At 52.2% G+C, this 12,050-nt stretch carries 15 protein-coding genes; 3 read left to right on the plus strand and 12 right to left on the minus strand.

Annotated features, from left to right (window positions below):
* The 7 genes from sspA to zapE form a co-directional block, all read right to left on the minus strand.
* Positions 1 to 642 (minus strand): stringent starvation protein SspA, encoded by a 642-nt coding sequence (sspA, locus tag L975_RS11025; RefSeq protein WP_010862637.1) that lies wholly within the window; start codon positions 640 to 642, stop codon positions 1 to 3.
* Positions 643 to 740: 98 nt separating this feature from the next.
* Entirely contained in the window at positions 741 to 1,481 is a 741-nt protein-coding gene (locus tag L975_RS11030; protein WP_039046492.1) for a cytochrome c1, read from the minus strand.
* The gene (locus L975_RS11035) at positions 1,478 to 2,692 is read right to left on the minus strand and encodes a cytochrome bc complex cytochrome b subunit (RefSeq protein ID WP_039046491.1); all 1,215 of its coding nucleotides are present in this window, start codon (positions 2,690 to 2,692) and stop codon (positions 1,478 to 1,480) included. Before L975_RS11035 ends, L975_RS11030 begins: the two co-directional genes overlap by 4 nt.
* Positions 2,693 to 3,289, minus strand: coding sequence for a ubiquinol-cytochrome c reductase iron-sulfur subunit (petA, locus tag L975_RS11040; RefSeq protein ID WP_010862640.1), 597 nt, complete (start codon positions 3,287 to 3,289; stop codon positions 2,693 to 2,695). It abuts the gene before it with no gap.
* Positions 3,290 to 3,551: 262 nt separating this feature from the next.
* Positions 3,552 to 3,944, minus strand: coding sequence for a 30S ribosomal protein S9 (gene rpsI / locus L975_RS11045; RefSeq protein WP_010862641.1), 393 nt, complete (start codon positions 3,942 to 3,944; stop codon positions 3,552 to 3,554).
* Between the two features lie 15 nt (positions 3,945 to 3,959).
* Positions 3,960 to 4,388: a 50S ribosomal protein L13 gene (gene rplM, locus L975_RS11050; RefSeq protein WP_010862642.1), complete on the minus strand. Its 429-nt coding sequence runs from the start codon at positions 4,386 to 4,388 to the stop codon at positions 3,960 to 3,962.
* Positions 4,389 to 4,592: 204 nt separating this feature from the next.
* On the minus strand, positions 4,593 to 5,735 hold the full coding sequence (gene zapE / locus L975_RS11055; RefSeq protein WP_047708686.1) for a cell division protein ZapE: 1,143 nt from the start codon (positions 5,733 to 5,735) through the stop codon (positions 4,593 to 4,595).
* Between the two features lie 158 nt (positions 5,736 to 5,893).
* On the opposite strand from zapE, the gene zapG reads away from it, so the two are divergent.
* The 3 genes from zapG (at position 5,894) to degS (ending at position 8,869) form a co-directional block, all read left to right on the plus strand.
* Complete coding sequence (zapG, locus tag L975_RS11060) at positions 5,894 to 6,277, plus strand: Z-ring associated protein ZapG (protein ID WP_010862644.1); 384 nt, start codon at positions 5,894 to 5,896, stop codon at positions 6,275 to 6,277.
* Positions 6,278 to 6,364: 87 nt separating this feature from the next.
* Positions 6,365 to 7,729: a Do family serine endopeptidase gene (locus L975_RS11065; RefSeq protein WP_039046489.1), complete on the plus strand. Its 1,365-nt coding sequence runs from the start codon at positions 6,365 to 6,367 to the stop codon at positions 7,727 to 7,729.
* A 75-nt stretch (positions 7,730 to 7,804) separates the two neighbouring features.
* Positions 7,805 to 8,869 carry an outer membrane-stress sensor serine endopeptidase DegS gene (degS, locus tag L975_RS11070; protein WP_047708688.1) on the plus strand — a complete coding sequence of 355 codons (1,065 nt, stop codon included), beginning with the start codon at positions 7,805 to 7,807 and terminating at the stop codon, positions 8,867 to 8,869.
* Between the two features lie 133 nt (positions 8,870 to 9,002).
* On the opposite strand, the gene murA is transcribed toward degS, so the two are convergent.
* The 5 genes from murA to mlaD are packed head-to-tail and all read right to left on the minus strand — an operon-like array spanning position 9,003 to position 12,046.
* Positions 9,003 to 10,265, minus strand: a complete 1,263-nt coding sequence (murA, locus tag L975_RS11075) for a UDP-N-acetylglucosamine 1-carboxyvinyltransferase (RefSeq protein ID WP_010862647.1) — start codon at positions 10,263 to 10,265, stop codon at positions 9,003 to 9,005.
* Between the two features lie 19 nt (positions 10,266 to 10,284).
* Entirely contained in the window at positions 10,285 to 10,542 is a 258-nt protein-coding gene (ibaG, locus tag L975_RS11080) for a BolA family iron metabolism protein IbaG (RefSeq protein WP_010862648.1), read from the minus strand.
* A 9-nt stretch (positions 10,543 to 10,551) separates the two neighbouring features.
* Positions 10,552 to 10,869 carry a lipid asymmetry maintenance protein MlaB gene (locus L975_RS11085; protein WP_010862649.1) on the minus strand — a complete coding sequence of 106 codons (318 nt, stop codon included), beginning with the start codon at positions 10,867 to 10,869 and terminating at the stop codon, positions 10,552 to 10,554.
* A 10-nt stretch (positions 10,870 to 10,879) separates the two neighbouring features.
* A complete protein-coding gene (gene mlaC, locus L975_RS11090; RefSeq protein WP_010862650.1) occupies positions 10,880 to 11,503 on the minus strand; it encodes a phospholipid-binding protein MlaC in 624 nt (207 codons plus the stop codon).
* 33 nt (positions 11,504 to 11,536) lie between these two features.
* Positions 11,537 to 12,046 carry an outer membrane lipid asymmetry maintenance protein MlaD gene (gene mlaD, locus L975_RS11095; RefSeq protein WP_010862651.1) on the minus strand — a complete coding sequence of 170 codons (510 nt, stop codon included), beginning with the start codon at positions 12,044 to 12,046 and terminating at the stop codon, positions 11,537 to 11,539.
* Positions 12,047 to 12,050 lie beyond the last annotated feature (4 nt).

Genomic DNA, 12,050 nt, shown 5'->3' on the forward strand with positions numbered 1-12,050 from the left:
TTACACCTTACCGTGCAAACGCATCTCACGCTCAGACTCGGTCAGGGCGGCCAAAAAGGCATCACGTTCGAAAACGCGAGTCATGTAGCCTTTAATTTCTTTTGAACCCGGACCAATCAGGTCGATACCCAGTACCGGCAAACGCCACAACAGCGGAGCCAGATAGCAATCCACCAGACTGAACTCTTCGCTCATGAAGTATGGGAATTCATTGAATACCGGCGCAATTGCCAGCAGCTCTTCACGCAGTTGCTTACGCGCTGCGTCGGCTTCTACCGGAGTTCCCTGCTCAATCTTGTCCAGCAGACTGTACCAATCTTGTTCGATACGGTACATCATCTGACGGCTCTGGCCACGCGCTACCGGGTAAACCGGCATCAGTGGAGGATGCGGGAAGCGCTCGTCCAGGTATTCCATGATGATGCGTGCGTTATACAGCACCAATTCACGATCAACCAGTGTCGGTACGGAGTTGTACGGATTCAGATCCAGCAAGTCTTCCGGCAGATGCTCGGCATCAACCTGCTCAATTTCCACGCTCACGCCTTTCTCGGCCAGAACAATGCGAACTTGATGACTGAAAATATCGGTTGCACCAGAAAATAGCGTCATCACCGAGCGTTTGTTAGCTGCGATAGCCATTCAACCCTCCACTTAACTCAAATACACAAACGGCAAAAGGGGGCCCAAGCCCCCATGCCGATCGGATAAACCGAAAAACAGGCACCAGTTTCGCATAATTAGTGTACGTCGCGCCAGTATTCCTTTTTCAGCAAGTAGGCGAGGATAAAAAATACCACCAAAAATGCAAACACCCAGTAGCCAATTTGCTTACGCTGTTGCTTCATGGGTTCGCCGGAATATTCCAAGAAATTGGTAATATCCCGCACCGCTTGATCATACTCTTCGGCGTTCATTTCGCCTTGGCGTACGATCTTAGTACCAATCACCACCGCGTGCGGTTGACCGCCCACTTCATGCATCTCGACCACCGCTTCCGGCGACCCTTGCAGCTCTTCCAGTACATGCGGCATTCCCACGTTCGGGAACAAGGTGTTATTCACCCCAAATGGCCGAGCTGGGTCGGCATAGAACGAATGCAAATAGGTATAAATCCAATCGGGGCTACGTAAACGCGCTTCCAAGGTCAAATCCGGTGGCGGCGCACCAAACCAACCGGCGGCATTTTTCTCCGGCATGGCATTGGTCATCAGATCGCCTATTTTGGCCTGATTATCAAAGATCAGGTTTTGCTTCATCAGCTCCGGCGGGATCCCCAAGTCGGTCGCGACCCGTTCATAACGCTGATATTTGGTGGAGTGACACCCCGCGCAATAATTCATAAACAGGCGCGCGCCATTTTGTAGCGAGGCTTTATCGGTTAAATCATTATTGGCCCGCATTAACGCCACACCGGTCTCCGCCGCCGAGAGCGGAGCCGCGCAGAATAAGGCCAGACACATCACAATCCATGTTTTCATTTGAAAGTCACCCGTTCTGGCAGCGGTTTAGTCCGTTCACTTTTGCTGTAGAAGAACAGCAAGACAAAGAACATGAAATAACACAGGGTAAAAATCTGCGATAACAGGGTATACAGCGGTGTCGCCGGTAACGTACCGAGAATGCCAAGAGCGATAAAACTAATCACAAACATCCCGATATTCAGGGTATGGAAACGGCTGCGGTAACGGAATGAGCGCACCTTGCCGCGATCGATCCACGGCAGCAAGAACAGCACCGCAATCGACAGCCCCATCATCACGACCCCTAATAATTTATCGGGGATCGCCCGCAAGATGGCGTAGAACGGGGTGAAGTACCACACCGGCGCAATGTGCGGAGGTGTTTTCAGGCCGTTAGCAGCTTCAAAGTTAGGCGGTTCAAGGAAATAACCCCCCATCTCTGGGTTGAAGAAAATCACGTAGCAAAAGAAGAACAAGAAGCCAGCAACACCCATGATATCTTTGACGGTGTAGTACGGATGGAAAGGAATGGCGTCTTTTGGCCAACCGTTTTCATCTTTGTTTTTCTTGATCTCAATACCATCAGGGTTGTTCGACCCTACCTCATGCAGCGCCACGATGTGCAGGAACACCAGCAGCACCAACACTAAAGGCAGTGCTATCACGTGCAGCGCAAAAAAGCGGTTCAAGGTCACGCCCGAGATCACGTAATCACCGCGGATCCACAACGTTAGCGCATCGCCGATCCCCGGGATCGCACCGAACAGCGAAATGATCACCTGTGCGCCCCAGAACGACATCTGGCCCCACGGCAACAGATAGCCCATGAAGGCTTCCGCCATCAGCACCAAAAACAGTAGCATGCCGAAGATCCACAGCAGCTCACGTGGCTTTTGGTAGGAGCCATAAATCAGGCCGCGGAACATGTGTAGATAGACCACGATAAAGAAAAACGAGGCTCCAGTAGAGTGCATGTAACGCAGCAGCCAGCCATATTCCACATCACGCATGATGTATTCAATGGAGGCAAACGCCCCTTCCGCCGACGGGTTGTAGTTCATGGTCAGCCAGATCCCAGTGATAATCTGATTGACCAATACCAACATCGCCAGTGAGCCGAAGAAGTACCAGAAGTTGAAGTTTTTCGGCGCCGGATACTCACCCACATGCTTGTTATAAGTGGCGGTGAGCGGGATCCGCGCGTTGATCCAGTCGAGCAACTTATTCATTTACGCAGCCACTCCATTGTCATCTACGCCAATGAGGATGGTGTTGTCATCCACAAACTTATACGGCGGGATCATCAGATTCAGTGGCGCGGGAACGCCCTGAAAGACCCGTCCGGCCATATCAAATTTCGAGCCGTGGCATGGGCACAAAAAGCCGGACTGCACCCCTTCCACCTGTACGCCAAATCCCTCCGGCACATAACTCGGTGAGCAGCCTAAGTGCGTACAGATCCCCACCGCGACAAAAATATCCGGTTTTACCGAGCGGTACGCATTTTGTGCATAGTCAGGTTGCTGAGGTTCGGCGGACGCCGGATCGCGCAGTTTGCCATCATGGCTGGCCAGCTCTTGCAGTACTGCCTGCGGGCGGCGAACCAGCCATACCGGCTTACCGCGCCATTCCACCCGAATCAGCTGACCTTCTTCCAGTTTACTGATATCGACCTGTACCGGTGCACCAGCCGCTTTAGCCTTAGCACTGGGATTCCAGGATTTGATGAAGGGGACTGCCGCAAAAACCGCACCGACACCACCGACAACGCCCGTGGCCACGGTAAGAAAACGCCGGCGACTGCTGTTTACAGGCGCATTGTTCATCCCTCTATCTCCCATCGCTCCCGCTTGGTTATTGTTATCTATCCCTGCGGTATCATTGCTGCCTGATGAAGAAACGCTGCCGGCCTGATTTTAACAATCGACTAGCATGTGTTTCTCATAATTGCAAAAGTCAGGCAGATAATAAGAAAAACAACACTTTTTGACAAGTTATTAAAACCTTTTTGCAACATTTATGGATACAAAAAAGCCCGACCGAAGTCGAGCTTTTTGAGGATAATCGTAACTGCCGAAGCAGTATAGATTAACGCTTGGAGAACTGTGGACGACGACGTGCTTTGCGCAGACCCACTTTCTTACGTTCAACGCGACGAGCGTCACGTGTAACGAAGCCAGCTGCACGCAGAGCAGGACGAAGAGTCTCGTCGTATTGCATCAGAGCACGGGTGATACCGTGACGGATGGCGCCCGCTTGACCAGAGATACCACCACCAACTACGGTGATGTACAGGTCCAGCTTCTCGCTCATCTCAACCAGTTCCAGCGGCTGACGAACTACCATGCGGGCAGTTGGACGGCCGAAGTACTGATCCAGACTACGCTGGTTGATTACGATTTTACCGCTACCCGGCTTGATAAAGACGCGTGCGGAAGAGCTTTTGCGACGGCCAGTGCCGTAGTATTGATTCTCTGCCATTGCCTTGATCCCGTATTAGATGTCCAGAACTTGTGGTTGCTGTGCTGCGTGGTTGTGCTCAGCGCCAGCGTACACTTTCAGCTTACGGAACATGGCACGGCCCAGAGGACCTTTTGGCAGCATGCCCTTAACAGCGATTTCGATCACGCGCTCTGGATGCTTGGCGATCATTTCTTCGAAGGTAGCGGACTTCATGCCACCTACATAACCGCTGTGACGGTAATAGATCTTATCAGAACGCTTGTTACCAGTTACGGCAACTTTGTCAGCGTTCAGAACGATGATGTAATCACCAGTATCAACGTGCGGAGTGTATTCCGCCTTGTGCTTGCCGCGCAGACGACGAGCCAGCTCGGTCGCCAGACGACCCAGAGTCTTGCCGTTTGCGTCTACTACATACCAGTCGCGCTTAACGGTTTCTGGTTTAGCTACAAAAGTTTTCATGAAATAGCTTACCCAATAAAAAAGTTACACCCGGTGAATCAACGTCGGGAATGATGAAGATTCACGCTCACATGCTGCACAACAACCCCTTCGAGTTGCGTTTGCTAGCACCGTATTGGCGGGGACTACCAATGTAACGTGGGGTCGGAGGATTATAGTGAAGAGCGCCGATAAAATCGACTATTTTTTACATCACTTTGCCAGTTAAACCCCATGAGGCTGCGCAAGATAATCTAAGCTCTGCATCTCCTGCAAGCGGGAATAGCATCGTTGGTACTCAAAAGTTAATAAATTTCCCTGATAGAGCTGATTTTGCGCTGTTTCTGCCGAAATAATTAATTTTACGCGATGTGCATAAAATTCATCGACCAACGCTAAAAATCGGCGCGCGGTATCTTCTTGCTCACTATTCATCGTGCGCACATTGACCAACAGCACGGTATGAAACTGGCGCGCTAGCTCAATATAATCAGCCGGACTGCGCGCTTTTTGGCACAGTTCGGCAAATTCCACCATCACCACGCCAGCCTGCGCCGCCAATACCGGTAATGGACGATGATGAATGTGCAGCACATGCAGTGAGTGCTCACTGACTAGTGCGCTTTCTCCAGTCAACTGCGTAAAGCACTGTTGCATCTGCGCGCTGGCGTTATGGCTAAGTGGCCAGTGATAAATGGAGGCTTGCTGTAAGGTGCGCAGGCGATAATCCAACCCCGCATCCACATTCAAAACTTCGCAATGCTGTTTAATTTGCGCGATGGCCGGCAAAAAACGCGCGCGCTGCAGACCATTACGGTACAGATCATCCGGCGCGACATTCGAAGTGGTAACCAGCACTACCCCTTCGGCAAACAGATAGGTAAACAGACGCCCCAGCAGCATGGCATCGGTGATGTCGGTCACCATGCACTCATCAAAGCAAATAACGTCATAGCGCGCCGCTAAGCTTTGGGCAATTTTGTGCAGCGGGTCTTCTTGGCCTTTTTTTAATGTCAGCTCATGATGTAAGTCATACATGAAGCGATGGAAATGCTGACGCAGCTTACGTTCACCGGGAAGCGCTTGATAGAACACTTCCATCAGCCACGTCTTACCGCGCCCGACACCGCCCCATAAATAGACCCCTCGCAGCCGATTAACGACCGGTGCAGAGTGCTGCCCGCGCCCCGGTAACCAGCGCCGCAGCCACGAAATCCGCTCAGGGTGTACCGGATGATGCTGGCGCTGTTGTAACTGCATGAAAAGCCGATCCAGTGCCGCGATGGCCTGCAATTGCGCACTGTCTGCCTGATAATGATGGCGAGTAAGCGCCTGCTGAAACAGGGCGCTGGGCTTAGTCACATCCATATGTCTGACCACTTCCTGATTTATTTTGGTTATAGTCCTTAGCGTGCTATCCGTCACACTAAAAGATGTCACTTATAGTACCACGCTGCAGGTAAGAGCAGGTATAGTGACACCATTACCACCCTGCTGATTAAGCTCGGTTTTCACTAGGAGTAATTATGACTTGGATGAGTGCGCTGATTTTTATCCTCGGCCTGGCTGCCGGTTTTGTACTGGCCCGTCTGACCCAAACGGATCTGCGTAAGCAAAAGAAAATGCAATCCGAATTGGAAAAAAATAAGTATGAATTGGAGCAGTACCGTCAGGAGCTGACCGATCACTTTGCCCATAGCGCCGAGCTGCTGGACAACATGGCTAACGATTACCGCAAGCTGTACCAGCACATGGCCAAGACCTCCAATCAATTGCTGCCTGAGCAGCCAAAGCAAGATAACCCATTTCGCTATCGTCTGACCGAAGCCGATAACGATCAGGCGCCTATCAGCATGCCGCGGGATTACTCCGATGAGCACTCCGGTTTGCTAAGCGGAAAAAAAGCGTAGGTCACTAATTGAACTAAATTGGAAGCAGACAGTCATACTAGCGATTGTATGTATTTTTCCCTGTTTTCGTTTTAATTGAGTGTGTGTATGAAAAAACCCGTGCTGTTGCTGAGTGCTTTAACATTAAGTTTAGGCTTATCCATGAGTCCGGCGCCGGCCTTGGCCGCTCTACCGGCTACCGTAGATGGACAAGCAGTACCCAGTCTGGCGCCGATGCTGGAAAAAGTACTGCCGGCCGTGGTCGGTATTTCAGTGGAAGGGACTCAAGTACAACGCCAACGTCTGCCAGAAGAGTTCAAATTCTTCTTCGGACCGGATTTTCCGACCGAGCAATCCAGCCAGAAACCGTTTCGTGGTTTGGGCTCAGGGGTGATCATTGATGCCGCCAAAGGCTATATCATCACCAACAACCATGTCATTAATGGTGCGGATAAAATCAGCGTACAACTGAAAGATGGCCGCGAGCTGAAGGCCAAGCTGATTGGTGCAGACAAGCAGTCTGACATTGCGCTGCTGCAAGTGGAAAATCCAAAAAATCTGACTGCGATTAAGATTGCTAACTCTGACAATCTGCGCGTCGGTGACTTTGCCGTGGCCGTCGGTAACCCGTTTGGTTTAGGGCAGACAGTAACCTCAGGGATTATCTCTGCGCTTGGCCGAACTGGTCTGAATCTGGAGAACTTTGAAAACTTCATCCAGACCGATGCTGCCATCAACCAAGGTAACTCCGGTGGTGCGCTGCTGAACTTGAACGGTGAGTTGATCGGGATTAACACCGCGATCTTAGCGCCAAGCGGCGGTAACGTTGGTATTGGCTTTGCCATTCCAAGCACCATGGCCAAAAACTTGGTTGATCAGATCATCCAGTTCGGCGGCGTTCGTCGTGGCATGCTGGGAATCAAAGGCGGTGAGTTAAACCCAGATCTGGCCCAAGCATTTGACGTTAACGCGCAAAAAGGTGCATTCGTCAGCGAAGTGGTACCGAACTCAGCTGCGGCCAAAGCCGGTATCAAAGCCGGTGACGTGATTGTGGCGATGGATGGTCAACCCATCACTAGCTTTGCCGAAATGCGCGCTAAGATCGCCACCATGGGTGCGGGCAAGACCGTGAAACTGGGCCTGATGCGTGACGGTAAGAACATTGATACCAATGTGACACTGGCGCAAAACGATCAGGAGCAGACCAACGCGTCTAACCTGTATCCGGGTCTGGAAGGCGCTGATTTGCTGAATTACAGCAAAGGCGATGTACACGGCGTGCAGATCACCAAAGTAGCCAAAGGTTCACCTGCGGCGCGGATCGGCTTGCAAGATGGCGATATCATCATCGGTATTAACCGTCAGCAAGTGAAGAACTTAGGCGAACTGCGTAAGATCCTAGACAGCAAACCGCCTGTGATTGCCATGAATATTCAGCGTGGCGATGCCTCTTTGTATATTCTGCTGCGTTAATCTCCTCCCGTGTCAGGATACCCGCGTGGTATCCTGACACTTATTCTCATCTCACACGACATCATCACGGCCCCTATGGTTGCAAAGCTGCTAAAAGCAATAGTTCTGGGTGTGCTCGCTGCCCTGCTGATCCTCTGGCTCTATCCTGAGCTGCGTAAAAGTGCCATACCCTTGCCCTCACCGCATCTTTCGATGGGTGCAGAGCCCATGAGTTTTAACTCGGCGGTACGCGCAGCAGCGCCAGCAGTGGTCAATGTGTATAACCGCAGCATGGGACAAAATACCCAAGATCAAACTCTCGGAATCCGCAACTTAGGCTCTGGGGTTATCATGGATCCGCGCGGTTATATCCTGACTAACCAACACGTGATCAGTAGCGCCGATCAAATCATTGTCGCCTTACAAGATGGCCGCGTGTATGAAGCCATGTTAGTGGGCTCCGATACCATGACTGATCTGGCGGTACTGAAAATCGACGCCACTAACTTGCCGCAAATTCCACTGAATGCTGAGCGTCCAGCACGCATTGGCGATGTGGTGCTGGCGATAGGCAACCCCTACAACCTCGGCCAAACCATCACCCAAGGCATTATCAGTGCCACCGGTCGGATTGGTTTGAGCACCTTTGGCCGCCAAAACTTTTTGCAGACCGATGCCTCAATTAACCGCGGTAACTCCGGCGGCGCGTTGGTCAACAGCCTTGGTGAACTGGTCGGAATTAACACCTTGAGCCTCGATAAGAGCAACTCCGGTGAGGCCGCCGAAGGGATTGGTTTTGCTATTCCGGTCGCGCTGGCCACCAAAATCATGCATAAGCTGATCCGTGATGGTCGGGTGATCCGCGGCTATATCGGCGTGCAAGGGCGTGAAATTGTGCCTTCGACCACCCAGAGTTTTAGCATGGAGCGCATTCAGGGCATCATGATTGCTGGGCTGGATGAAAATGGCCCCGGCGCCAAAGCCGGCTTGCATGTGCGCGATATCGTCACGGCCATTGATGGCAAACCGGCCGTCAGTGCCGTGGGCGTGATGGATCAGGTTGCGGAGATCCGCCCCGGCTCAGAAGTACCGGTGAGCATTATCCGTGACGGTAAAGAGATGACCTTACCGGTCACCATCACCGAATACCCAATTCATTAAGCGCACGCTAGCCCTCACGGCCATCGAACGTAAACGCCATAAAACGACAGCATAAAAAAAGCCACCGCAGCGGTGGCTTTTTTATTGGCTTTGAGTGGCTCGGTATTGAACCTCCGACGCCATAACGCAGTCATTACGCGTCGACTTTCACGCGCTCAATATTGGCGCCTAAACCGCGCAATTTATCTTCGATACGCTCATAGCCGCGGTCGATGTGATAAATCCGATCCACCTCGGTCACCCCAGAGGCGATACAACCGGCCAGTACTAAACTGGCTGACGCGCGCAGATCGGTCGCCATCACTTGCGCCGGGCTCAATGTCTCAACGCCTTGGCTAATCACGGTGTTACCTTCAATCTCGGCATGCGCGCCCATTCGCATCAGTTCAGGAACGTGCATAAAGCGGTTTTCGAAGATAGTTTCGGTGATAACACCAGTGCCTTCGGCGACCATGTTCAGCAAGGTAAACTGTGCTTGCATGTCGGTCGGGAAACCTGGGTGTGGCGCGGTGCGGATATTCACCGCTTTCAGACGACGGCCTTCGGTATCGATGCTGATCCAATCAGCCCCAGTTTCAATCTTAGCGCCAGCTTCACGCAGTTTGGCCAGTACGGCATCCAGCGTATCAGGCTTAGCATGACGGCAGATCACTTTACCGCCAGAAATAGCCGCGGCAATCAAGAAAGTACCGGTTTCAATACGATCAGGCACCACGCGGTGTACACCGCCACCCAGACGCTCAACCCCTTCGATGGTGATGCGATCAGTACCGGCTCCGGTGATTTTCGCGCCCAAGGTATTGAGGAAATCAGCAGTATCGACAATTTCCGGCTCACGCGCGGCGTTTTCAATCACTGTGGTACCGGTGGCCAGCGTTGCGGCGCTCATGATGGTCACGGTGGCACCGACACTGACTTTGTCCATCACGATGTGGGCACCGGTCAGACGACCGTTTACCGACGCTTTCACATAGCCTTCTTCCAGACGGATCTCCGCGCCCAGCTGTTGCAAGCCCGCGATGTGCAGATCCACCGGACGCGCACCAATCGCGCAGCCGCCCGGTAAAGAAACCTGACCACGACCGAAACGCGCAACCAATGGGCCTAATGCCCAAATAGAAGCTCGCATGGTTTTCACCAGATCGTACGGTGCACAAAACTCGTTTACTTGGCTCGCATCAACGTGCACCGAACCATTACGCTCGACTTTCGCCCCCAGCTGACGCAGCAGCTTCATGGTGGTGTCAATGTCACGCAGGTGAGGCACGTTTTGGATCTCTACCGGCTCTTCGGCCAGCAGGGCCGCGAACAGGATTGGCAGCGCCGCATTCTTGGCACCAGAGATGTTAACCTCGCCGCTCAGGCGGGTCGGCCCTTTTACTCGAAATTTATCCATTCAGACAGCTCTCAGTCAGCTAGCTCGGCAGCAAGAATTTGCGCTCACGCTGCCATTCATCAGGGGTTAATGCCTTAATCGACAGCGCATGAATGCGGTTATCCGCAATGTAGTCCATTAAGGGGCCATAGACGGTTTGTTGTTTTTTGACCCGGCTCATATCGGCAAACTGGGCACTGACCGCAATCACTTGGAAATGACTGCCATCGCCGGTGACATAAGCGTCATCCAGTGCCAAAGCGGACATCAATACTTGTTTAATCTCGTTGGTATCCATAGCAAGCTCTCAGTTAGTGCCGGATGGCATGTACGGTGCCATTATCTCAGTCAGGTTGGACAAGCTAATCAGCGTTTGCATCGCCAGCGGAACCTGTACCAAGCGGCACTGGCTACCACGGCGCTCGGCGTCCACCAGCAGGGTCATTAAAAAAGCAAGGCCGGCAGAGTCTATCCGACTCAACCGGCTCAGGTCGAGTACCGACTCACCCGCCGGTAGCAGTTTTTCGCGTTGCGGCCACAGGGAAAGCAGGGTTTCCCGATCTAGCTCACCTTCCAACGCGAAATGTGGCGCAGCCTCGCTGCGCCAGAGAAGACGTTCTGCCATCTTACCGCCTTTATTTCAGGGTAATCGGCGTCGCGGCCGCCTGATCCAGTTGCTTGGTCAGGGCTTCAATACCACCGGTGCGCAAAATGCCCGCCCACTCACCTTGTTTGGTGGTGATCATGCTGACGCCTTCGGCAATCATGTCATAGGCTTGCCATTCACCGGTCTTGGTGTTTTTACGCCATTTGAAATCCAAACGGGTAGCCGGTTTGCCCGGCTCCAACACATCCACCCGAATCGAGATGATGTTGCTGTCACCCAATGGCTTAGCGGGTTCAATTTGTACTTTCTGGTTGCTGTACAAGGTCAGTACTTGCGCATAAGACTGCACTAAATAACGCTCGAAAGCCGCAAAGTAAGCGGTACGCTGCGCTTCGCTGGCTTCTTTAAAATAACGCCCCAGCACTAATGAGCCGGCATAACGCACATGCACATGCGGCATCAGATCTTTGCGCACGATATCTTTGAGCAGATTCGGGTTTTGCTTAATCTGTGGCTGTGCACTTTTCAAATTGGCAAACAGTTCATCTGCCACCTGATTCATCAGCGTATAAGGATTAGTGGCATCCGCAGCCTGTGCTTGAACCCAAGGCGCGACGATCAACATCGCCAGCATTACAAATCGTTTCCACATCAGAGTTCTCCTCTTAGATTGCCCTTTGCTGCATTATTCGCTGTGCGCGCCGGAAGTATTACCGGAGCCGGAGCTGTTGCTGCCGCTGTTATACAAGAACTGACCAATCAGGTCTTCTAATACCATGGCTGACTTGGTGTCTTCGATACGATCGCCATCTTTAAGCATCGCAGTATCAGTATCCACAAAGCCTGGGATCAGCGACAGATACTGTTCGCCCAATAAACCGGCGGTGCGAATAGAAAGCGAGCTGGTTTCCGGAATTTCGTTATAACGGCTCAAGATCGCTAATTCGACTTTCGGCAGATAGGTTTTGGTATCCAACGTAATATTGGTAACCCGTCCAACCACCACACCGCCAATTTTGACCGGTGAGCGCACTTTAAGGCTGCCGATATTATCGAATGTCGCGGTCAGACGATAGGTCGGCTCATTGCCCAGCGATTTAATATCGGCCACTTTTAAGGCTAAAAATACCAGCGCGGCCAAACCGATAAGCATGAAAATGCCTACCCCGATTTCTTGTCGTTTATTCTGCTGCATGTGG

Source organism: Plesiomonas sp. ZOR0011 (assembly GCF_000800945.1).
In the GTDB taxonomy this organism is placed as follows: domain Bacteria; phylum Pseudomonadota; class Gammaproteobacteria; order Enterobacterales; family CAMTGL01; genus Plesiomonas; species Plesiomonas shigelloides.

What these genes read in the sequence shown, in the direction of transcription:
- sspA (WP_010862637.1), bottom strand. Translation starts at nt 642, where the DNA reads ATGGCTATCGCAGCTAACAAACGCTCGGTGATGACGCTATTTTCTGGT.
- L975_RS11030 (WP_039046492.1), bottom strand. Translation starts at nt 1,481, where the DNA reads ATGAAAACATGGATTGTGATGTGTCTGGCCTTATTCTGCGCGGCTCCG.
- L975_RS11035 (WP_039046491.1), bottom strand. Translation starts at nt 2,692, where the DNA reads ATGAATAAGTTGCTCGACTGGATCAACGCGCGGATCCCGCTCACCGCC.
- petA (WP_010862640.1), bottom strand. Translation starts at nt 3,289, where the DNA reads ATGAACAATGCGCCTGTAAACAGCAGTCGCCGGCGTTTTCTTACCGTG.
- rpsI (WP_010862641.1), bottom strand. Translation starts at nt 3,944, where the DNA reads ATGGCAGAGAATCAATACTACGGCACTGGCCGTCGCAAAAGCTCTTCC.
- rplM (WP_010862642.1), bottom strand. Translation starts at nt 4,388, where the DNA reads ATGAAAACTTTTGTAGCTAAACCAGAAACCGTTAAGCGCGACTGGTAT.
- zapE (WP_047708686.1), bottom strand. Translation starts at nt 5,735, where the DNA reads ATGGATGTGACTAAGCCCAGCGCCCTGTTTCAGCAGGCGCTTACTCGC.
- zapG (WP_010862644.1), top strand. Translation starts at nt 5,894, where the DNA reads ATGACTTGGATGAGTGCGCTGATTTTTATCCTCGGCCTGGCTGCCGGT.
- L975_RS11065 (WP_039046489.1), top strand. Translation starts at nt 6,365, where the DNA reads ATGAAAAAACCCGTGCTGTTGCTGAGTGCTTTAACATTAAGTTTAGGC.
- degS (WP_047708688.1), top strand. Translation starts at nt 7,805, where the DNA reads ATGGTTGCAAAGCTGCTAAAAGCAATAGTTCTGGGTGTGCTCGCTGCC.
- murA (WP_010862647.1), bottom strand. Translation starts at nt 10,265, where the DNA reads ATGGATAAATTTCGAGTAAAAGGGCCGACCCGCCTGAGCGGCGAGGTT.
- ibaG (WP_010862648.1), bottom strand. Translation starts at nt 10,542, where the DNA reads ATGGATACCAACGAGATTAAACAAGTATTGATGTCCGCTTTGGCACTG.
- L975_RS11085 (WP_010862649.1), bottom strand. Translation starts at nt 10,869, where the DNA reads ATGGCAGAACGTCTTCTCTGGCGCAGCGAGGCTGCGCCACATTTCGCG.
- mlaC (WP_010862650.1), bottom strand. Translation starts at nt 11,503, where the DNA reads ATGTGGAAACGATTTGTAATGCTGGCGATGTTGATCGTCGCGCCTTGG.
- mlaD (WP_010862651.1), bottom strand. Translation starts at nt 12,046, where the DNA reads ATGCAGCAGAATAAACGACAAGAAATCGGGGTAGGCATTTTCATGCTT.